32 protein-coding genes are annotated in these 19863 nt (G+C 58.1%); 3 read left to right on the top strand and 29 right to left on the bottom strand.

Features of this window, described 5'->3' with window-relative positions; translation table 11 throughout:
• Positions 1-268: 268 nt before the first annotated feature.
• The gene (locus PFAS1_RS23515) at positions 269-577 is read left to right on the top strand and encodes a hypothetical protein (RefSeq protein WP_076030722.1); all 309 of its coding nucleotides are present in this window, start codon (positions 269-271) and stop codon (positions 575-577) included.
• A 67-nt stretch (positions 578-644) separates the two neighbouring features.
• Here the strand turns inward: PFAS1_RS23515 and PFAS1_RS23510 are convergent, their stop codons facing one another.
• The 15 genes from PFAS1_RS23510 to PFAS1_RS23440 all read right to left on the bottom strand — a co-directional run bounded on the left by PFAS1_RS23510 (position 645) and on the right by PFAS1_RS23440 (position 11007).
• Complete coding sequence (locus PFAS1_RS23510) at positions 645-866, bottom strand: phage tail assembly chaperone (protein ID WP_156886748.1); 222 nt, start codon at positions 864-866, stop codon at positions 645-647.
• An 86-nt stretch (positions 867-952) separates the two neighbouring features.
• On the bottom strand, positions 953-1381 hold the full coding sequence (locus PFAS1_RS23505) for an Ntn hydrolase family protein (RefSeq protein ID WP_076030720.1): 429 nt from the start codon (positions 1379-1381) through the stop codon (positions 953-955).
• Between the two features lie 61 nt (positions 1382-1442).
• Positions 1443-2348 carry a phage tail tube protein gene (locus PFAS1_RS23500; RefSeq protein ID WP_076030719.1) on the bottom strand — a complete coding sequence of 302 codons (906 nt, stop codon included), beginning with the start codon at positions 2346-2348 and terminating at the stop codon, positions 1443-1445.
• 65 nt (positions 2349-2413) lie between these two features.
• Positions 2414-2833, bottom strand: a complete 420-nt coding sequence (locus tag PFAS1_RS23495; protein WP_076030718.1) for a phage tail terminator-like protein — start codon at positions 2831-2833, stop codon at positions 2414-2416.
• Complete coding sequence (locus tag PFAS1_RS23490) at positions 2830-3219, bottom strand: hypothetical protein (protein WP_076030717.1); 390 nt, start codon at positions 3217-3219, stop codon at positions 2830-2832. The genes PFAS1_RS23495 and PFAS1_RS23490 overlap by 4 nt, the downstream gene beginning before the upstream one ends.
• Entirely contained in the window at positions 3219-3608 is a 390-nt protein-coding gene (locus tag PFAS1_RS23485; RefSeq protein ID WP_076030716.1) for a hypothetical protein, read from the bottom strand. The genes PFAS1_RS23490 and PFAS1_RS23485 overlap by 1 nt, the downstream gene beginning before the upstream one ends.
• 2 nt (positions 3609-3610) lie before the next feature.
• The gene (locus PFAS1_RS23480) at positions 3611-4111 is read right to left on the bottom strand and encodes a DnaT-like ssDNA-binding protein (RefSeq protein WP_076030715.1); all 501 of its coding nucleotides are present in this window, start codon (positions 4109-4111) and stop codon (positions 3611-3613) included.
• A 3-nt stretch (positions 4112-4114) separates the two neighbouring features.
• Entirely contained in the window at positions 4115-4372 is a 258-nt protein-coding gene (locus PFAS1_RS23475; RefSeq protein ID WP_076030714.1) for a hypothetical protein, read from the bottom strand.
• 51 nt (positions 4373-4423) lie between these two features.
• Positions 4424-5365 carry a major capsid protein gene (locus PFAS1_RS23470; protein ID WP_076030713.1) on the bottom strand — a complete coding sequence of 314 codons (942 nt, stop codon included), beginning with the start codon at positions 5363-5365 and terminating at the stop codon, positions 4424-4426.
• An 11-nt stretch (positions 5366-5376) separates the two neighbouring features.
• Positions 5377-6105 carry a hypothetical protein gene (locus tag PFAS1_RS23465; protein WP_076031584.1) on the bottom strand — a complete coding sequence of 243 codons (729 nt, stop codon included), beginning with the start codon at positions 6103-6105 and terminating at the stop codon, positions 5377-5379.
• A gap of 81 nt (positions 6106-6186) precedes the next feature.
• On the bottom strand, positions 6187-7254 hold the full coding sequence (locus tag PFAS1_RS23460) for a minor capsid protein (protein ID WP_076030712.1): 1068 nt from the start codon (positions 7252-7254) through the stop codon (positions 6187-6189).
• Complete coding sequence (locus tag PFAS1_RS23455) at positions 7229-8641, bottom strand: DUF4055 domain-containing protein (protein ID WP_076030711.1); 1413 nt, start codon at positions 8639-8641, stop codon at positions 7229-7231. The genes PFAS1_RS23460 and PFAS1_RS23455 overlap by 26 nt, the downstream gene beginning before the upstream one ends.
• Complete coding sequence (locus PFAS1_RS23450) at positions 8638-10125, bottom strand: terminase (RefSeq protein ID WP_076030710.1); 1488 nt, start codon at positions 10123-10125, stop codon at positions 8638-8640. The genes PFAS1_RS23455 and PFAS1_RS23450 overlap by 4 nt, the downstream gene beginning before the upstream one ends.
• Position 10126: 1 nt before the next feature.
• Positions 10127-10744 (bottom strand): hypothetical protein, encoded by a 618-nt coding sequence (locus PFAS1_RS23445; protein ID WP_076030709.1) that lies wholly within the window; start codon positions 10742-10744, stop codon positions 10127-10129.
• Between the two features lie 8 nt (positions 10745-10752).
• Positions 10753-11007, bottom strand: coding sequence for a hypothetical protein (locus tag PFAS1_RS23440; RefSeq protein WP_076030708.1), 255 nt, complete (start codon positions 11005-11007; stop codon positions 10753-10755).
• A 160-nt stretch (positions 11008-11167) separates the two neighbouring features.
• Between PFAS1_RS23440 and PFAS1_RS30455 the strand changes: the two genes are divergently transcribed.
• On the top strand, positions 11168-11443 hold the full coding sequence (locus PFAS1_RS30455; RefSeq protein ID WP_083671759.1) for a hypothetical protein: 276 nt from the start codon (positions 11168-11170) through the stop codon (positions 11441-11443).
• Here the strand turns inward: PFAS1_RS30455 and PFAS1_RS23430 are convergent.
• The 14 genes from PFAS1_RS23430 to PFAS1_RS23360 all read right to left on the bottom strand — a co-directional run bounded on the left by PFAS1_RS23430 (position 11393) and on the right by PFAS1_RS23360 (position 18919).
• The gene (locus tag PFAS1_RS23430; RefSeq protein WP_076030707.1) at positions 11393-11581 is read right to left on the bottom strand and encodes a hypothetical protein; all 189 of its coding nucleotides are present in this window, start codon (positions 11579-11581) and stop codon (positions 11393-11395) included. The two genes, PFAS1_RS30455 and PFAS1_RS23430, sit on opposite strands and share 51 nt — an antisense overlap.
• Before the next feature lie 52 nt (positions 11582-11633).
• Positions 11634-12107 (bottom strand): DUF2514 family protein, encoded by a 474-nt coding sequence (locus PFAS1_RS23425; protein ID WP_076030706.1) that lies wholly within the window; start codon positions 12105-12107, stop codon positions 11634-11636.
• A gap of 20 nt (positions 12108-12127) precedes the next feature.
• Entirely contained in the window at positions 12128-12472 is a 345-nt protein-coding gene (locus tag PFAS1_RS23420) for a hypothetical protein (protein WP_076030705.1), read from the bottom strand.
• Positions 12469-12807: an MFS transporter gene (locus PFAS1_RS23415; RefSeq protein ID WP_076030704.1), complete on the bottom strand. Its 339-nt coding sequence runs from the start codon at positions 12805-12807 to the stop codon at positions 12469-12471. The genes PFAS1_RS23420 and PFAS1_RS23415 overlap by 4 nt, the downstream gene beginning before the upstream one ends.
• A 584-nt stretch (positions 12808-13391) precedes the next feature.
• A complete protein-coding gene (locus PFAS1_RS23405; RefSeq protein ID WP_076030702.1) occupies positions 13392-13937 on the bottom strand; it encodes a hypothetical protein in 546 nt (181 codons plus the stop codon).
• The gene (locus tag PFAS1_RS23400) at positions 13934-14509 is read right to left on the bottom strand and encodes a recombination protein NinG (RefSeq protein WP_076030701.1); all 576 of its coding nucleotides are present in this window, start codon (positions 14507-14509) and stop codon (positions 13934-13936) included. Before PFAS1_RS23400 ends, PFAS1_RS23405 begins: the two co-directional genes overlap by 4 nt.
• Positions 14506-15060, bottom strand: a complete 555-nt coding sequence (locus PFAS1_RS23395) for an NUMOD4 motif-containing HNH endonuclease (RefSeq protein ID WP_198044924.1) — start codon at positions 15058-15060, stop codon at positions 14506-14508. Before PFAS1_RS23395 ends, PFAS1_RS23400 begins: the two co-directional genes overlap by 4 nt.
• Positions 15057-15524 (bottom strand): recombination protein NinB, encoded by a 468-nt coding sequence (locus PFAS1_RS23390; protein WP_076030699.1) that lies wholly within the window; start codon positions 15522-15524, stop codon positions 15057-15059. The genes PFAS1_RS23395 and PFAS1_RS23390 overlap by 4 nt, the downstream gene beginning before the upstream one ends.
• Before the next feature lie 91 nt (positions 15525-15615).
• Complete coding sequence (locus PFAS1_RS23385) at positions 15616-16422, bottom strand: ATP-binding protein (protein WP_076030698.1); 807 nt, start codon at positions 16420-16422, stop codon at positions 15616-15618.
• Positions 16412-17275, bottom strand: coding sequence for a replication protein (locus PFAS1_RS23380; RefSeq protein ID WP_076030697.1), 864 nt, complete (start codon positions 17273-17275; stop codon positions 16412-16414). Before PFAS1_RS23380 ends, PFAS1_RS23385 begins: the two co-directional genes overlap by 11 nt.
• Before the next feature lie 171 nt (positions 17276-17446).
• Complete coding sequence (locus PFAS1_RS23375) at positions 17447-17878, bottom strand: phage regulatory CII family protein (protein WP_033061777.1); 432 nt, start codon at positions 17876-17878, stop codon at positions 17447-17449.
• A 170-nt stretch (positions 17879-18048) separates the two neighbouring features.
• Positions 18049-18300, bottom strand: coding sequence for a hypothetical protein (locus tag PFAS1_RS23370; protein ID WP_076031582.1), 252 nt, complete (start codon positions 18298-18300; stop codon positions 18049-18051).
• A gap of 22 nt (positions 18301-18322) precedes the next feature.
• On the bottom strand, positions 18323-18676 hold the full coding sequence (locus PFAS1_RS23365) for a hypothetical protein (RefSeq protein ID WP_076030696.1): 354 nt from the start codon (positions 18674-18676) through the stop codon (positions 18323-18325).
• A 33-nt stretch (positions 18677-18709) separates the two neighbouring features.
• Positions 18710-18919, bottom strand: coding sequence for a Cro/CI family transcriptional regulator (locus PFAS1_RS23360; protein WP_076030695.1), 210 nt, complete (start codon positions 18917-18919; stop codon positions 18710-18712).
• Positions 18920-18945: 26 nt separating this feature from the next.
• On the opposite strand from PFAS1_RS23360, the gene PFAS1_RS23355 reads away from it, so the two are divergent.
• On the top strand, positions 18946-19836 hold the full coding sequence (locus PFAS1_RS23355; RefSeq protein WP_232252158.1) for a LexA family transcriptional regulator: 891 nt from the start codon (positions 18946-18948) through the stop codon (positions 19834-19836).
• The last annotated feature ends 27 nt before the right edge of the window (positions 19837-19863 follow it).

Genomic DNA, 19863 nt, shown 5'->3' with positions numbered 1-19863 from the left:
ATTTAGAAGTGACCGAGACACGAAGTGGCAAGACCGCCACGATCTCAGTCGAGCCCAGGCATCTCGCCTCGGCCCGGAGCATGAAAAGGATCCTTCTGGATCGGTGCATGTTCTACAGAGCAACGCGCGCGGAGCACGACCAGATGCTGCTCGAGATTCTTGATCCGCAGTCTGCCGCGATCCAAGTGTAGCCCAGCATCAGCCTGGGCTTTTTTAAAGCGTCACCAGTGCTCGCTAACCCCCCACCACTAAATCATAAGGACTTGATATGGCGCCCAGCCAGAATGACCTGACCATGGAACTGAACAGAGCGCTGGAGTGTTCAGCGGATGACCCCAATGCGTATATACGTGTGCGAGTTGCAGTAGTTAGCGTTTTAGCTTTATGGCCGCTCGATGCTGTCCATAAGGCCCTACTCAAGCACCTCCCGTGGGACAAAGACATTTCTCCAGAAAATAGAAATACACTCGCAGGGCTAGGCGAGTCGGTGGAAAACTTCATATCCGTCAGCCCTGACGAATACGATGAAGCTACTCTCCAGCACGTTTTTGACTACGCCCAAAAGTTTGCAATCTAGCATCCAGTGTCCGCCCGAGCGGCGCTGGGTGCTTTACCCCTAATGCAAAAAGCCCAGCGCGCGGGGCTCATGCCTCATTCATCACCCGACAATGAATGCCGTCCATCCTCATCAGCACCCGGGCCTCTTCCGGCTCGATCTGCCGATCCATCATCCGCGTCCAGGCGTCCATTTCCTGCCAGGTCAACGGATCGCTGGTGCGCTTGAGCTCCCAGAAGAGGCCGGCCAGATAGCCCATACCCTCGGGCATTGCCGGAATATCCAGCTCCCGAGGCTTGTGCTTGGTCATCTCCCATACCCGCGTCAGGTGATCGCGGGTGGTGGCAGCCGATCCTTTGACCGGTCTGTTGAGCCTGGCCTCCCCTTCCCAGTGGCTTAGGAGGCTTTCAACTCTGGAGCGAAAAAACGGGCGCGGTCGCTCGCCAGGCGCTCAACATCATTCGACAGGCCAGGGTTGTTGAGCAGCAGCTCGGCGATGGCTTCTTTCGAGTACGGCACGGGCAGCGACCAGTCAAACGCCAACGCGGAGCGATAGTGCAGATTGGCACGCTGAGCGATCTCGGTTTCTTCTTCGACCGACATGCCTTCCTTGCCCTCATCGCGCAGGATGCGGGTCGCTTCCAGCAGAGCCTTGCGCGCCGCCGGCGCATCGGCACCCAGCACCATCAGGTGATATTCGGTTTCGGTACCGTCCGGCAGGGTCAGCGGCAGCTTCTTGCCCTTCTCCAGCGCGCCCAAGGTAAAGAAGTCGGACAGAGCGAATGCCTTGACAGGTGCGGCGACTTTTTCGGCTTTAGTGGTCATTCGGTATTAGCTCCAGAAAACAGAAAGCCCGCTCAGTGGCGGGCTTGGAGTGAGGATTGGATTACACGCCGGTGCGCGTGATCATCATGGTGGTGGCCAGCGTTGCGTCGTAGCCGGCGCTAACGGTGTATTGCGGGATCACTGCACCAGGGCCGCTGACTTGCTTCTGGCCCTGGGTATATCGGACCTTCGGCAGATCGATCGTGTAGCTGTCGGCGCCTTCCTTGAGTTCGATGGAGTGCGAGGTCGAGGTCTCATCGAGAACCTTGTCCCACAACACCTCATCGACGAGGTAGGCGCTCATGGAGCCGGTGACCACCGCGACACCGTTGGAGATGTCGAAAGCCTCCCGACTGCCCAGAGCGAACAACGCTTCCATGCCGTTATCGAGGTTAACGCTCCATTCGGTGGCGTAGGCCACATCGACTCCGCCTTCTTTCAACACCAAGTTGGTGGTGATCATGATGTCGGTTGCAGTAGCAGGCAGGTAGGTCGACCCAACCGGCACGGTGAACTTCTGCGCCTTAGTACCCATCATGCTGAACGTGACGCCAACCGGAGCATTCAGCGGCGAACTGATCGCCATGGTGCTGACGCGGCAGCCGCGGTACACGTAATCGACATCGATGTCAGTGTGGCGCTCCATAATGGCGAACGAGCGCTCAACCTTGCCGATCTTCAGGACGTTGGCCGTCCAGGTGCCCTGCATCGCCGCCTGGATCAGGTCGTCGAAGCTGGAGAACGACAGCTCGACGGCGATGTCGCCGGCCACGCTGTAGGTGCCGCCACGGCTTGGTGGTCGCTGGCGGGTTTGGTTCATCTCGGCCGTATCGATCTGGTTGATGTTCGGCGTCAGTCCTTCGCTGACGAAGCGGATCGGTTTCCATGCCGGAGTGGCCGGGATCTCTCCCGCAACCTCTTCGACGTAATACGCTTGAACGGCCGAGCCGTTGGCTAACTTGCCCATTTAGGGATCTCCTGAAACGAAAAAACCCGCTCAATGGGCGGGGTTCGGGTATTGCTCGGGTTGGCTCAGGCGGTCGGGAAGATCCAGGCCGTGTAATAAACGAGGATGCTCACGCCAGTCCAGACAGCCTCGGGCGTGATCTTCGAGCGCTCCGCCTTGCGGATGTGCACACGCTGACCTTGGTATTCGAGGCCGAGCCCGGGTGCGTAGAAGCTCAGCGCCTTGTCGGCGTCGGCGAGGATTGGACCGGTACCGATGTTGTTCGGGTGGTAGATATCGATCTGCAGGTAACCACTGCGCTCAACTGGGTTGACACCACCGAACGCCGCCGGCTCGCGACCGGTTGGCATATCCGTGAGTCGAGCCCAGGCTTGGCCGGTTACCGGCGTGAAGGCTTTCCCTTCCCAGGCTGTCTTAGTTGCTGGGTAAAGATTGCTCGCCAGATAGGCAGCAACCAGCGCGCCGTTGATTTTGGTCTCGCTCATACGCGGTTCTTCCTGGCCTGCTCGTCAATCAGCCTCTGGAAACGGTCAACGTTGCGATGGACCATGCCTTGAGGCGCCTGCTTCGACGTCCCGTTTTCAAGGTCTACGATGTATGGGAGGTTGTTTGCCAGCATCGTCTCCTGGCCCGCCCCCATGGGAGTATTGGTTATCGCTTCCGCGATCGAGGCTGAAGCGCCATCCCTTTCAATTTGATTGGTGGCCGGCTGCCCTACTGTGGTTTGCCAGTTGCCGCGAGCGCGCCCGGTGTCGACCGGGGTGTCATTGATCACCGCATTGAATAGAGCAATGGTCGTGCCGCGAGTGATTTCGTCATGCGCCTTCGAGGTCTTGGCGGCGAATCGCTTGATGTCGTCTGCAAAGCTCATCAGCGCCTCCCGTGAAGCTCATAGACCAGCGGCGTGCTGGCTGGATTGGTGGATTTGATATTGACGATCGTCCAGGTCAGGCCGTCGACAAGGATGGTGGTCGTCATCGTTGGCGGCCAGGCAAGCCCTTTGGCAGCGAGCATGATCTTCTTGTCGCCCTGCTGAACCAGCGAGCCGGCAGCGTTAATGATGCCGGCCTCCTGCACTGTGTAGTCCAGCAGGATCACTTGGCCAGACTGAGTGACAGGCACAATGACGGGGCCCGTGCCGGTCACTGGGTCGTAGTCATCAGGGTCTGGTTCGGGCGTATCGGAAAGCGTTGCGGCCTGGCCAAATCGCTCAATCAACCGCAAAGCGGTGGCGGCCATGCGGTCGTAGAAAGCGCTCATGCTCAGGCCCTTATGGCGAACAGCCCTCGTCGGGCAAGGTAGTCGGCGAACTGGGTCGCGCTGGGGCGATCCGGTGCGGCGGGCAGCAGATAGCCGCTGTTATTACTGACCTCTGCATACTGCACATCCACCGCGCCTTCTACGCGCTCTCGGATCACTGCGCCGGTTCGTTTTGATGGAGGGTCGATGTCGTCGGCGTAGATCTCAACTGCCAACGCCATCTGTCCGTATTCGATGCGTGCCGGAATGTAGGTCGGCGAAAGGATCTCGCCGTCTACCTGAGCGCCGCGGCGAGGCCAGGGCAATGCCTGGGCCGAGCTCGACTTATTGCCCTTCCAGGTCAAAGCCATCATCTGGACGGCAGCGCGGCGCAGCAGTGCTTCCTGCTCTGGCTCGGTTGCCGGGATGGTGCGGCCGAACTTGACCGCGTACATCGCCAGGCTTTCGGCCGTCGCGAACGATTCAGCATCTGGCTTGCCGGTGCCGTCTTCAATGATGAGCATGTGTTACTCCGTTTCACTCAAACGTTCAGGCCCGGCACCTGCCAGTTCCTTAGTATCAGGCTTGGCTGATTTCTTTTCCTTTGATGCCCTGGTCACGACCACTTCGACTTCGGCGGCCTTGTAAGCATCAACCACTGAGGGCCACTCGCCTACCACGGTGACCTTGGTCACACCCGACTCTGGTCGCTCGAAGTATTCGGGATTACGGTAGCGCGTATCCGGATCAAAGTCCGTTCTCTGCGCAGAGTAAGTCAGTTCCATGAAATCCTCCAAGGCGGCCCATCGCTGAACCACCGTGTTTGGGGCTGACTGTTAGGTCAGATTGATCAGAACGCCGGCAGTGACCTTGTCGCTGGTCGCGTACTTGGTCCAGTTGGCACCGGTGCCGATGGCGGCCAGGCTTGGGTTGATGCCGCCAACCGCGTCAGCCCAGCTGTAGCCGAGCAGGTCCAGGTTGAATGTACCCTCGGCGCGGAAGCCCATCGCCAAGTTTTCCTGGTTGTTGATCGGGTAAGACCGGAACCCCGGAGCTTGGGACTCGGTGATTTTGATCGCGCCCGCCTGCAAGCCGAAGATGGTGTCGGCTGGAATGGTGTCGGACACCAGCACCGGCTTGCCCATGGTGCCTGGCTGGCCACCGTAAATCACGACGCCTGCTTCTTCGTAGATCTTGTCGGTGATGGCCTGATCGACCATGTCGAAATAGGTCGCCGAGTCCATGGTCCACATCGCGATGCGGCCAAAGCGATCGCCGAACTTACGCATGCCCTTGGTCAGCGCCTTCTTGCCGTCAGTAGCAAAGCTGGCAGCCGCGACCATGTTGGCGTTCGCACCGATAGCTGCCTTCAAGGCGGCCATGGCGTACTGGATGTAGCCTTCCAGCACTGCGTCGGCGTAATCCATACCTACCAGCTCGGAAAACTCTTCCGGGGAGCGAGCGCGGCGCTTGAACGCTTCTTCGGTGGTTTCGTAAGGGCCATATTTGAACGGCACCTTAACGCCGACCACTTCGCCGGCGCCGATCTTCTGGCCGACAACGGCCGCGACCGAGTTCACATCACGGTGAGCGATCGCGCCGCCGAGCTTGTAGAAAGCACGCTTGCGCAGGTCGCCTTCGATCAGTTCGTTATCCAGCACGATTGCGCCGCCGGACGAGCCGTTGAACACATCGATGACATCCTGGATGCGCTCCAGGTAGGCGGTTTGGGCAAGGTCGTTATAAACGATCATGTCCGAGTTGATGGTAGTCGCCATGTGTTACTCCGTTATTTGGGCAGTTTCAGGTATGCGTCCTGGCCGTTCTTCGTGAGGAATTCACGTTTCTGAACGGAGGACATTTCGGAGCGCTTCAATGCGGCATTACCGCCACCCCCGCCCGGGGCATTGGTCCCTGAAGCCCTTGGCCACAGATGAGGTGCGCTTTCGCGCAAGGATTCAGCCCACTCCAGAGGAGACAGTGGGGTTTTGCCGTCTTTGCCGAGGATGGCCTGGCCATCTTTGTCGACAGCGACTGCTTCGCCTTCTTCATTCAGCGAAAACTGGCCTTTGGCGCGAAGGATCAGATCGTCCGCCGCCTCGGGCAGCGCGCCAGCCTTGATGGCGGCAGCGCGAATGGAGTCACCGAGCACCTTGTCTCGGAACTTGCTGGCGAAGGCATCGGACTTGTCCGCACGGGCTTTCTCGCCCGCCAGTTGTTTTTCGAAGTCACCTCGTAGGCGCTCTGTGCGCTTGCCGAAGACCTCGTCGATCTTGCCCTCGGTCAGCAGTTTGGTTTCTTCGTCCTGTCCGGCCTTGGCCAACAGGCTCTTCACCGCATCGATGTTCAGGCCTTCGAACTGGCTTTCGAACTGAGTAATGCGGCCGGTGGCATCTTTCAGTTTTCCCAGCAGCTCCTTGTTTTTGTTGCTCAGCCCGGTAACGGATGCTTCGGCGGCAGTCGCGATAGCGGCCTTGATTGCCGGGTTTTCCAGGTCGATTTCGTTTTCATCTGCCACTTGATGCACCCCTTGGGTTTGTTCTGCCTGCTTTGCAGGCAATAAAAAACCGCCCTTAGGCGGCGGTATGAATGCTTTTCGTCAGATCCCTGCTCGCTCGAACGCCAGAGGCTCCAGCGCCTTCAGCTGTTGTAGTGTCAGAGGTTTAAATCGTCGGTCTAGCTGCAGCGCCGAGAAGCGCTCAGTGGAAAGCCCGCCATCACGGAACAGCTTGCCCCGTGCTTTGCCGATGGCCTGGTCCTGAAACGTTACAGGCTGCTTGGCGAGCCAGTCGTAATAGGTTTCCCCGGCATCGACATAGCCGTCCTTGCTGGATCGCGTAGCGCCCTCCTTGAGGAAGTCGAAACGGCTATCCAGCTCAGCTACAGTCGTGGACCGGCAGCGGATATGCGCCGGCGGCATCGGACCATTGCCCATACTGAACACGCGACCATCAAGCGACCGGCAAGCCTGAGTCGTCCGGCTGTCGAGAGTCGAAACCCAGCGGTAGCCGGTCACAACGTCACGATTTGCGCTCCAGGTCTCGAAGCGCGCCACGTTCGATACGTGCTGAACAGCGGTTCGAACGATGGCGTCCGCGTTTCTGGAGTTGATCCCCAGGATGCCGTCGGTGTAGTTCGCCGCTTTCGTTCCGCGAATCGATTGGATGATCTGGAAGTTGGTTAGGCCCTGACTGAAGCCGAGGCGTATTGAGTTAATTACTCGGCTGCGCTCGGTACCGGTCCAATCCTCAAGGAATGGCTCAAGTAGCTTGCCGCCACCAGCGCCTTGCACCTGCAGCGGCCTGGCCTTGATCGCTGCCCGCAATGCTGGCAGCGTCGGGGCAACAGCAGAGTAATTGACGAGCACCTGATCCAGGCTTCGCGCCTCGAATGCTGCCTCGTACTCCGCAATATCCACTAGGTCGCTATTGAGCTGTCGCGAATACCGCGCGTAGATGGCAAGGATCTGCCCATCGACCTCTGCAAGCATCTTCTCCAGTCGATCCCGACCCCAACCTGTCAGATCATCACGACTCAACCGGTCGCGCACCACCTTGTCGATTTCGCGCAGGTACTTCGCGATTTTTTCTACTTCGCCCGACTTCAATTGCTCGAGCAGGACTTGGTGGCGAATCGTCGCTTCAATCAGTACCGGTGCCGTTGCCATTGTTGTCCACCTTGTCGAGATTCAAGCCCGCGCCATCGCCGTCGATCTCTTCATCGATCTGCAGGTCAGTCCGCTCAGGAGCTATCAGCCCAAGCTTGCGCAAGTACATGCGCAGATCGGCTTTCGCAAAACCACCGTTCTGCCAGAGACCAACCAGCGCGGTGATCATTTGCGGATCAGCCGTCAGCTCGACGAACTCCTGATTGATCTGGTACGCAACCTTGTCGGTGATGCCCATGTAAAGACCGCACCACATGATCGCCCGGGTGTAAGCCTCGCTGACATTAGCCACGCACCCAGCCAGCACCGATGTTGATGCAGACTGATCACCGCGGGACTCGGTAGCCGTTTTGGCAGCCAGCGATGCGACAACCATGCGGGCGCCTAGCTCGATCATCATCTGGTTCTTGTCGGCCATGGCCTCCTTGACCAGGGTGTTCGGCGATGGCTGTGCGTAACCAAAGGCACCGCCTGCGGGAAGCAGCATTGGCGCCCGGGAGCCGACGTAAACGCCGTTTTTCTCCATATGGTCGCGCCACTGCTCATCCAGGCCAGAGATCCATGGCTGAGCCTGCCCGCACCAGAAGACGCTGTCTTCGTAGTCAGCGCTGTTGCGGTAATGCCCAAGGTTGATCATTGCGATGTCGTACAGCGGCGATTCGTCGATAGATGGATCGTTGTTCTGTGCGCCGATGAAGGTGAACGGGATTTCCTTGAGGCGCCCGGTAATGCCTTCCGGCGTGAACATCTCGGTGACCTCAAGCGGACCGCCACCTCTCGGGCCAGATCGACGCCAGACTCGGCAGACGAAACCTTCAGCCTCAAGCACGAGTTCGCGGAACTGCTCAACAGCCTTGAATCCGAAGCCGTCCTCAACCTCCATCATCTCCCGCAACACGACCAGCGTCAGCACGTTGTGGCCGTTCACCATTCCGGCGCGCCAATTGATGATGTCCTCGGCGCAGTACGACAGAATCACCGAATGGCCACCAACACCTTTGTCCTGGTGGTAATCGACGTACAGGCCGTGACGACCGGCCTCAAGCACCTTTTCCAGCGTACCTTGCGAATGCTGGTAGATGCTCACCCCGGATCCGTTGGCGTTGTCCTGCAGATATTCCAGCTTCTTCGGCACCGTGAGCGTCGGGTCTTTGTGGAAGGCCAGGCCGAGCAAGCCGTTGCGCGTGTGACCGGTTGCGTTCTTGAACACGGCGCGTTCGCGGTACGACTTATTGCGGCCTTTGTTCTCTTCCGACTTGTCATGAGCATTCAGCTCGGGCAATCGGCATACAACTCGATGCTGACCGGCGCACACGTCGCGCACTGACGCCCAGCGATCCAGTACTTCGATGTACTCGGGCCGCTTGAAAGAAACGTCGTTGCTCATCGGGCGTATCCCATTTTGATTGATTTGACCGGCTTCCTTGCGCTCTTGGCGACAGCGAAGTACCGGAATCCGTCTGAGCCGTGAGACGTCCAGTCGTGCAGAGGTTTGTCTTTCCAGCACCCGCGCTTGTCGTCCCATTCCTTGCGATAGTTCTCGATGCAGTTGATGCCCTGCTCACATTTCGACTCATCGAACACGCAAAGCGGGAGGATTTCCCGGACCTGCTCGATGCCGTCGTTGATGCCAATCTTCGGGACCACCTGGAACGTCATGCTGTATTTCTGACCGTCGATGTCGTAACCCTCTCGCGCCAGTTCGCGGCGAGTCTTGGCGTCGCTGCCGAACTCGCGGTTGTCGATGTCGTGCGGCCCCCAGTGTTCGGAATAGATGTAGCCCTTGTCCTTGAGCACCTTCATGTAATGTCGCAGGCCTTCGCCTGAGTTCTCGTAGTAATCAATGACGTGGTATTCGGTGCCGACCTGACGCACGAACCAAATGGCCGTGGAGTCGCCGACGCCGATGTCCCAGAAGGTCATCACCGGCAGGTGGCTGTTGTTCGGTATCGCGCCAATGCGTTGCTGGGCGTAAAGCTTGGTCAGTTGTTGCGCGTAATAGGCACCCTCAACCGACTGCTGGAAGGCCTCGACCGGGATCGATGGGTATTCCCGCTTCATGTCATCGCCGAGTGTCTTCTCCTTGGCCGCGTACCAGGCGCGCTGACCGTCGTTCGTGACGATCCCGTGCTTGGCTTGCAGTTCATTGAAGTAATCGGTCAGGCGCTGCGGGATGACCACGTCGGTAGGGTCAAGCCAGTAGGCTTTGTTCTTCCACCAACTGAAAAAGAAGAACTTCCAATCCAGCAGACCCAGGGGCACGCCGGCCAGTTGCTGGCGCTCCGCGCTCTGCGAGTAATCGAAGAAGTAGCCCGCCCGGCCCTCCGCCGTCGATTCAATCGTGACGAAGCAGTCAGTGGCCACGGCCTCGAAGGCGCCGGTGACGATCTCTCTGGCCTTGTGGGGAAACTTGGCGCAGATCTTCCCGAACTCGGATACGTGCAGATACCGTAGAGTCCCGCCCCGGAAGGACGTGGACACGTAGAGCGATCCGCCCTTGCTGAACACAAGCTCACCAGCAGCATCGTTAGAAGCAGGGTTGGCAGCGCGTATCTCAGCAGGCAGGTTGTCATAGGCGTACTTCACTTTCTCGCGGAACAGGCGCTTGGCATCGTTCAGGGTGTGAGCGATCAACGCGCACTTGGCCGACTCGAACAGAGCCGCATCCAGCTGAATGATGCAGCACTCGGTGGTGAAGCCGAGCTGCCGAGCCTTCAGGATGATGTTCCGAGTGTGCATCCCATCGAAGTACTCGATCTGCTCGTCCGTCATCCGGAAGCGGACCTTCTTGCCCTTCTTATCCGTGATGAAGTAGAGGTTGTTCAGGCGCCATCGCTTATCCCGGAGCAGCTTCAAGTGCTCGGGCTTCATGTCAGGCTTCCTTCGATAGTTCGTCCATCATGTTCGATAGCTCGTCGGCATCATTGCTGCCGGCTTTCGTGTCCAGGTCGTAGGCTTGGCGCTCCAGGGCAACCAGCGTTTTTAGTGTCTCGGCCAGCTCCTTCATGGTCTTGGTCCGGGATGGGAGCGCGCCGATCTTGTTGGCCAGTGCCAGCATGTCCGCCATCGCCTCGCCGTCTTCGTGATCGCCTTCCTTGAACTGCTTGATCAGAGACTTGATCGTCCCCTGCTCATCGGTGAGCGATTCCAGCTCATCCAGCAGCTTGTTGGCCAGTCGGCGAGACCGACCAATGTCCGTTCGGTGGGCCATCCTGATGTCAGCAATGACCTCTGCATTCGCCTCTACGATTCCACGCTCGGTTGCCAGCGTTTCCGTGGAAACCTTTGTGGAAACCTCCCGTTTGGAAACCAGCGAATCAGCTTTAGCCTTGATCTTGGCGTTGAGGTCACGGTCCCAGCCTTCAGCCTTCGACCGCTTGTTGATTGCTGTGTGAGATACGCTACAAGCTGAGGCGATCTCACGCACCGAGAGCAGGCCAGCCCGGAAGAGCTGTTCAATGCGCTCCCAGTCGGGTTGCTTGGTTGTCATGGGAATCCTTACGGCTCTGCGTCTTCCAGAATGATTTCAATCAGCTTCTGCTCACCCAGTCGGAACAGGGCAAGCGACTGCATATCGTCGGCCATTGGGCCAAACCCGAACACATCGATGCGGCCGCTCTCCGTGCGCATGCCGATCACACCGACCGAGCAGGCTTCCCGCTCACCCGATTCCAGGTCATCGGCGATCTTGCGTAGCGAGCGGACTGTGTCACGCCATCCCTCACGTTTGAACTCCAGCACCTTGGCGGTCATCCGACACTCCTAAACCGCATGATTGAGCAGTAGTCACATTGGTGAATCTGAATGGTGGCAGCGAGCTGCTCATCGGATTCCCGAGGTGCTCACTTGATACAGTGGCAAGTAGCCGCTATTCCTTAAGTTCACTGACACATGGGCACTACAGGGAAAGGCCATGATTCCAAGATTCGTTGTTGTCCCCGCAGTACCAAAGGAAACCGGATCAACGCGCAGCGGGTCACGCTTCTACTGCACGACCGCCGCTATCGGCTTCAACCTCTATGACAATCAAGATAAGTGCAGACTGCAAGCCTGCTATCCAACCCAATTAGAGGCTGCTGCAGAATGTGAACGGCTCAATGCTGTAGACCTTCAAAGCGTGCGTGCTGAACATTCTGTGTCAGCTAACCATGATCTGCGTCTGCAACTGGGCGTGCCCGTGCAAGAGTGATACGACCAAGCCCTGAGGAAGGCCGGCTGCCTTGGCAGCGTCAATCGCTTTGGCGATGGTGCTATCAAGCTCAGTAATAGCCAAGTTAATGGCGGGGCTCAGCGGCAATGCGTGGTGCAGGCGGGTGATGTTGGTCATGCTCACTCCAATGTCGCGACACAATTTGCTGATTCGCGAAACGTGTCGCGGACTACTTGATGTTCTGTGCGGCCAAGTAAGCCGCCTCACACGCAAAGCCTGCTATTCGGCTTCGATCAAGCGCTGCTGCCAGGCTTCCCGCTCTTTCGTCAGCGCTTCTACGCAGGTCGGCAAGCAGAACGGTAAGGTCGGCTCTTGCCTTGCTTCCACTGGCAACCTCGGCAGTACAGGACTTTCGGGCGGCAATGAGGTCGGTGATTTGCTGCTGCAAGCTGCGAGCGCGGCCATCAGCAATAACAACGGCAGCCGTAACGTGTTCAGCTTTGGCTTTCGCATCGTCGGAGACTCGGTTGATGTCATCAGTGATTTGTCGTTGCAGGCGCAGCGTGTTGCCGAGGGAAGTCACCCTGGCATTGGCCGTGTCCCGCTCAGTTGCTACGAACTCCCGATCAGCCTTCACGCTATCGAGCCGCCACGAGAGGTAGCCGATGGATGCCAGCGCAGCCAGGACGACCCACATCCACATCGGGACTATCCGAAGAAGAGTCACGGAGTCTTTCTCTCTGATGCCTTGCCAACCTTGTCGCAGGACATGCAGTGCTCACAGTTCAACGTGCGGCAGAGCCATGCCTTCACTGGCTGCCAGTACGTGACCATGAAGATGTGGCGAACGCCAGCCAGGGCCAGAGACACATGCAGCGTCAATCCGGCGCTGGTCGGCCCGAAGAACAGAGTTTGGTTGCGAGCCATGACGACAAACCCGCTGATGGCGATCGCCGAGTAGACGAGCTTGCCGAGAATGCCGTCCCTCACCTTCCCGCTCAGCACACACCAGGTGGCCCACAAGGCAATCAGGCCGCAGGCGATGGAGTTGATCAGTTCGTAATTCATGGTGGATTACCTCCGCCGAACCGCTGGCGGATAAGCGCCCAGAGGTCAGCGGCTTTGATAGCGCGATTGACCGCCGCAAGAAGGGAGCCGCCGAACGTGCCCAGCAAGAAACCAATGCCAGCCACGATCTTGGGCTCGGTGACATTCAGGTAGGTGCTCACCATACTCGTCAGGTACAACGAGCATGCGACACCGGTAACCAAGAACACCATCCAGGCACGCCAGTCCGACAGATCGTCCTTGTGCCACCAACTGGCAACGACGGCGCCGACCAATCCCGCGATCAGCAATTCAAACCTGTCGATCTTGTCGAGCAGGCGCTGTAAATACTCCATGCGCTCGACTCCGTTGGCATGACGTGAATTGAATCAGCCTCAGCAGCACTCCCAGCTCAGAACGATGGGTGTGGTGGAGCCGAAAACGAAAAAGCCTCGATCAATGTCGAGGCCCTGATTTGGTCAACAAAAAACCCGCACTTGGCGGGCTTAAAAGAAACCCCGCACTTGGCGGGGCTCGTGAAAACTTGTCGAATTATCAGCTCAGCGAGTCAAGCAGGTCATGGCCCGCCCAAGTCATTCGAAAATACCCCGTGTCAAACACGAGGTAACGACTGTCAGCCAGCAGCCTAACGGCGTAGTCCCAGTCTTCCTGCGAGCAGCCATTGTTGCTGTGAAGGGATTCCAAGTGGAATTTTTCAATCCCATCAGGCTTTGAATACGTTTGAACGGCATAGAGGACACTCCTTGCCGTTTGAATATTTCTCTTCATGAAGCCCGACCTGAAATTCATTAATGAAGGGCAAGCATATACCGAGCGCCCACAAAAAAGCCCGACTCAGTGGCCGGGCTTTTCTAGTCAAGCCTCGTTACGCGCAGGAATGACAGGATGGGTAGATAATGGCTCATTGGCTCAATGCCAGTCAAGCAACTTCTGACATCACAAGGCCTTCATGCTCAAGTATGTGCTGAGCCTCGACCAGAGCCATGTCGACACCGCTCTCCAGAGCCTTACGAATCTCCCTCCGCCACCGCTCTTGAGTCTTGATCGGGTGCGGCTCATTGGACCAGTTGTCCATCTCGTACCACCCAGCAGGCAGCACGTTGGTCGAGCGCTTCCCGTCCGACCCCGGCAGCTTTGGCAGCGCCCAGGTAACAATGGCGCAATGTAGGAACCGCTCAGGCGCCGGCGACCGCATGACCTTCGTCAGCTCGGCAATGGCGGCGTGCTTACGCTCTGTGTGCGTCGAGAACTTCGCGACCAAGGCACGCCAGTGCGCGGCCGACAGCGACTTGTGCAGCCGACCGAACACCCAGCAGTCGGTGAGGAACGCTGCCTCCTTGCCGACGATTTCCCCCTTCTGCTTGGCGCACTGCACCTTAGGCTCAAAGTCGCAGCCGCCGGCGGAGTTGATGGTTTCGGCGGCGAGCGCCCGGACTACTGCGGATACCACGTTGCGATATGTCATGCCGCTCTCCCCTTCAGCTCTCTTGTTTTTGCCCGGTAGTCGGCGGTCATCGCCTTCAGCTCTTCGACGGTGTACTTCTTCGGCTCATGCGGGCCTTCCAGCCAGTCGACCTGCTCGGCGCCAATCCGCTTAACCAGCGCGATGCGGTAATTCACGATGTTTCCGGACAGCTGGGTGTTGCATGGCGAGCACTGACGGTGGCAGTTCAGCGGCTCGAATCGCAGCGCAGGGTTGCTCCCTACCGTCCGGTAATGCCCTGCGTCGTACTTTCCCTGGTGGTGGCGGCCGCAGCTGACGCACGGCAGCTCGGCATCCCGCTCACGCACCCAGGCGTTGAACGCTGTCTGCGTGTCTTTGAGGTGTTCCGCCCGGCTCTTCAGCTTCTCCTTGCGGACCTTGATCTCTTTGCGCTCGATCTGGGCCAGCGACTTACGCGCCTTCTCTCGATTCACGTCCTTGATGGCCAGACCACACTTGGGACTGCACACGGCCTGACCCAATCGCTGCGGCGGGAAGCTAATGCCGCACGCCGGGTTCTTGCACTTCTTCGGCTTGGGTTGTTTGGCGATCATGCGGCTTCCTTGCTAAGCAAATCGGTGTAATCCCAAACCATGCCGCCGGCCGTTTTCTGCTTCTTCTTCGCGGCGGCACAGATGCATGGCTTGCTCACACCGGTATGCTCTACCGCGCTCTTGAGGGACGGAAACCAAAAGCCTGACCCGCCATCAGCGCACATCACAGGCACTGAAAATTTCGACAGGCCCGTCTCTATCGCGTGCTGCATGTTTTGCTGATGCGTGCACCACTCAAGGTTTTCTGGGTGCGGATTGGATTTGTCGCCGTCGATGTGATTTACGCAGCTGTATTCGTGCGGATTTGGGACAAATGCTTGCGCGATCAACCTGTGAACCAGGTAAGCCTTCGCCTTCCCATCTTCCTGTAAGTTAAACCTAGGGTAGTCTTCGGTTTTCTTCCGCTGAAGGATTCGCTCCGAGTGGTTTTTCTGGATGCCCGTGAGGGTTATGTAGCTATGGGCAATTCGTTTCACGCGCCCCCATGAAGAAACCATGTAGCGACCGGACAGACCCGGTGCGTCCTTCCAAACCTCTATTTTCGTGTTCACGCTGCCGCCTCCCATTGCTCTGGCATCTGCCCTTTCGGCTCGCTCCAGGTGATTCCCTTCTCTGCACCGAAGACGTACATGCACTCGATCACGTCGCCCAGCTCGCCGACGGTCATGCGCTTGGTGCTCTCACCGAGCATCACCACGCCGCCGTTGATGCCTTGGGCCATGCGGATCTCTTGACGGGCTGCTGCGGTCATCAGCGCCTTCCAATCCTCGCTGCCGAGCTTCTGCATGACGCCATTGACCGGCCAATCCACTTGGCGGGAAATGTCGCCGAGCATTGCCCACAACTTGGCGTTCTGCTCCAAGGTGCGACGGGACTTCACCGGGCGAACGATGATCTCGACGGCGCCGGCGGCGGACAGTTCGGTAGCGAAGAGGTAGGCAACCTTGAACACTTCGCGAATTCGGTTGGATCCTGCCGACCAAAAGTGCCGCGGCTTGCTGATCACATCGCTCATGCCGTCACCGCCATTGTGATCAGGACGCAGAACACGCCGATGGAAAAGCCAGCAATGGTGCAGGCCAGTGTGTTTGCGGATTTAGGGATCATCAGAAACCCTCCTTGCCGCGCTGAGATTCCCACTCGAACGGAATGACGATCACCCCGCCCTCCCTCAGACGATCCGCACACCGCTCGCCGATCGCGGCCGGCAGAGCCTTGGCGTCCAAGTTCGAAACGATCACCGTCGGGCGCTGTTCCTCGTATCGGCCGTTGATGATTGCGAACAGCGTGGTCAGCTCGAAGTCGCTGGGCTTTTCCTTGCTGACGCCGATCTCATCGAGAATCAGCAGTGATGGGCTGATGAGGCTCGACAGGATCTGGCTTTCACTCTGTTCGCAGGTCCGGTCGTAGCTGGCGCGAATGGATTGCAGGACCGAACCGACAGTGCGGTACACGGCGGTGGCGCTCGATCGGGCCATGATCTCGTTTGCGATCGCCACGGAGAGGTGCGTTTTGCCAGTGCCAGGCTTGCCCAGCAGCAACAGGCAGCGGCCCGACTCGGCGATCTGCGAGAACTCACCAGCGTACCGGCGGCAAGTGTTCAGGGCCTTGTGCTGCTCGGCGGTGGTGGCCACGTAGCCCTCGAAGGTTTTGCCAGCGAAGCGCTTCGGGATCAGCGCCGAGCCAAGCTTGCGCTCCATGGCCATGCGGAGCATCAGCGCCTTACTCTGGCGCTCGGACTCATCCGTCGCTTCCTGGGCTTTGCGGGAACACTCGGGGCAACCGGTCTTCAGCTCGCGGCCGATGACCGAGAAGATCTTCTGCTCGAACTCACCGTGGGTGTCACAGTCGGCGGGCTGGATGCGAGTTCCTGGTGGAAACTCAGGAGTCGTTTGTACCGGTTCAGAACGCATAACTACCGTCCTCCCGCTGGATCAGTCCGTCGGTGTAGTTGCGATCAGCGAAGCCGGTGTGACGGGACTTAACGACCGGGGCCGGGGCCGACTCGGCCATACGCTTGATCACCCAGGACGCCTTGAACCCTTGCCACCCAGAAGTCAGCGCTTCGGTGATTGCGTCGGGCGCCGTGATTCCAGCTTCTACGCACTTGGCCAGCTCAGCGTTGACGGTTGACCAGACGGTGGCGGTGACGGCGGCGCGCTTAGCCTTGCGCTGCGTCAGCCAGTCGGCCAGCAGTTGCTCAGGGACGTTGTGCGGATTGTCGGCCAGCAACTGAGTCATGCCGAACGGAGCCTTGCGATCAGGCTTCGGCGGTTGGGGTTGCTCTTGGGGCGGATTAATCTCTTCCGAAGGAAGAGTTAATAGGGGTTCTTTCTTTGTATAAAGAAGGCAAGTTGCCGTTTTGGTCTCACTCGCATCAGGTCTCAGTGAGACGATTTGGGCTGAGTGAGACGTTTTGGTCTCAGTGAGACGGTCAGGTTTTTCCTCATAGAAGCACCACTCGCGAATAGGGGAAATCCCGATATCACCTCGGCTTCCCCCTACCCGGAAGATGATTCGACGCTCAAGGAGATGACTGATCGCTTTCGACGTGACGTCTCGGCGCATGTTGGTCTGCTTGCCGATATCGTCGGCGGTCAGGCGCTTGGTTTCGAGTTGATAGCCGATGGTCTGCCGTGCAATGGCCATGAGAACGCGCAGTTCGCGCGCTGGCAGGTCAACCGTAGCCAAAGCCTCCATCAGGCTGTTGTCCATACGGGTGAATCCCCTGCTGCTGTTCAGCTGGATGATGTTGTCGGGGGTCATTGCTTGACTCCCTGAGAACGAGATTTAAGGCGCGACACGTTTTGCGAATTAGGAAAACGTGTCGCGACATTGTTCGGGGTATTGCTTGAATTGGGTTGGCTCTGCATAATCGGCGCTCTCTAGTTTTGCGAATCAGCCGACCTTCTCCGTCGGCTTTTTTGTGTCTGAAATTCAGGCAGCCTTCAGCGACTCGCGCAGCACATGCAGCGCGTCGATGGCTTCCTGGATGGCTTTATCGCCTTGGGCTTTTTCGTGTTGGCTGATGTGGTTGTCAGAAGTGGCGTCGAAGATCAGTCGGCCCACGTCGCCGCATTCGGCGGTCAGATGGCACAGCGCAGCCATGAGCGGCTTCGGCTCTGGACGCTTGCGCAGCACAACGTCACATTCGAACTGGTTGGTGAGTGCGCTCAACACGCTCAGGCGCCCTTCCAGTGGCAGGTGAGTCAGAACCATCCCCAGCATCTGGATGTTCATCTTGTGATTCGCCCGGTTTGGGTTCGCGCAATCCAGCAGCGTGGTTTCGTTCACACCCATCCGCTTGGCCAGCGCAGTGCCGCCGTCAGCCTTCACTTCCCGGTGCAGCGTTCTTTCAAATTCTTCCATTGCGAAATCCCCTCTTCTTCTCGCGTGGCACCGAGCCACTACTTCCGCGATCATTCATCAACTGATCAGGGATGAACCCATGACCCTTTTTTCTACTTGGCCCCTTATTAGGTGCCAGCCCCGCTCGGCCCAATCGTTGCCAAGCTGGCCCCTAATAAGGGGCCAGACCGTTACCTCACGGGGAAAATTGAAACCACGTTTCCTGTCCGCGCTTCTTGTGCGCAGTGATCAGCGAGGCGTCTTCGCAAGGTTGTTTTACCCGTTGCGAGGCGAGCAGCGCTGCGCCGCTCGACCGCCAGCTCTGTCATTTGCAAAATCCGGTCAGCGAGTTGATCCATGCCGATACCAACCTCATCTGCCCAGCGCTCAAGCTCATCCTTCTCGTCCTGCGTGTACTGCCCTACTTCGGGTATTGCAGACATTGGTGCCTCCTCCATGGCCTACTCAGGCGCTAAGTTTCTTGTCGTTAACCTGGGAAATCGTGTCCTGCTCTCGCCTGGCTTTCAGGGCTGCGCGGATGAGGTCGCGAACTAATGCGCCAGGCTGAATTTTCAGCTCTCGGGCCAGCTCGCCCAGCGCTGGAAAGCCGTCCAGTTCGTCCGACTCGCCGTCATCTACCAATGGGAAGTACCCGTAATCCTCCTTGAACCGCAGAGCCGCCAAGGTGAGTTCACGAACCAAGGCGCCCGGCTGAATCTCACGCGCTAACGCTTCCACCTCAAGAGCGGCGTAAGCGGCGTCATTGAGGCGCGACTTCAGCTGGTGGGTGTTGCGGTGCGTCTTGTTTTTGTAGGCCATTGGTTCACTTCCGCTGGATGGGACGGGATTGAGTTAGGCGGCGTGACTTGTGTTTCGTGGTCGAGCGGGAATCGGGCGGATTTCATTCGCCTCGACGCGACCATCATCAAGAAGCGAGATCTCAATGTTTCTTCCAGATCTAACCATCTGGGAAATCGCGCTCTGATTTACCCCGAGAGCCGCAGCCAGCACGGACTGAGTGCCGTGCTTTTCGAGATATTCATTCAAAGGAATCGTTTTCATGGAATTTCCACGGTTCGGTATCCGCCATGGATAGTAGCAGTGCTGCTTTTTACGAGCAACAAAATACTAGCACCGCTATTTGTGATTTAAACAGCGCTGCTAATACCCTTATGCGTATGAAAAATAGACGCCCTTTAACACCCGAAGAATTCGCCGAGAGCGTCAGGCTCAAAGCTATTTATGAAGAAAAGAAAGCAGCTTCCAAAGCATCCGGGAAGAGCCTCACACAGGCAGACGTTGCCGAGGCGTGCGGATGGTCGGGGCAAAGCGCTTTCAGCCAGTTCGCTACCGGGAAGGTTCCGCTGAACCTTGAGGCGCTTCTCAGGCTGGCCAAGGTGCTCGACTTCAGTCCCGAGCAAGTGAGTACTCGCCTTCTTTCTATGGTTAGCCTTAATTCGACTCCGAGCGATGCGGAGCCTGGTAGAAGCGCAGACCTCGTCCCCATGAGTATTTGGGATGAGGACACCCCGCTCGATGATGATGAAGTTGAGGTTCCGTATTTTGCAGAAGTCCAGTTGTCTGCCGGAAGCGGCATGACGCACGTAGTTGAGGTTCCAGGAAGGAAGCTGCGCTTCTCCAAGGCCACCCTTCGCGAAGCTGGTGTAAGCATCAATGACGCGATGTGCGCGAGAGTTCACGGCAGGAGCATGGAGCGAATGATTCTGGATGGCGCAGCTGTCGGCGTCGATCGCGGCCAAACAGACATTATTGATGGTGAGATCTATGCCTTTGACCATGAAGGCATGCTTCGGACCAAGTATCTCTACAAAATGCCAGGCGGCAATGTCAGAGCTCGCAGCGAGAACTACGAGGAATATCCTGACGAGATCTTCACGCCGGAGCTGATGGCTGAGATCAGAATTCTTGGTCGTGTTTTCTGGTGGTCAACCGTCCGCCGAGCGCCTCGTCGGGGATGACTGGGCGCCATGTGGATTTCCAAGGAG

This window comes from Pseudomonas frederiksbergensis (assembly GCF_001952935.1).
Taxonomy (GTDB): Bacteria; Pseudomonadota; Gammaproteobacteria; order Pseudomonadales; family Pseudomonadaceae; genus Aquipseudomonas; species Aquipseudomonas frederiksbergensis.
This window is presented reverse-complemented; position numbering and strand designations above follow the sequence as displayed.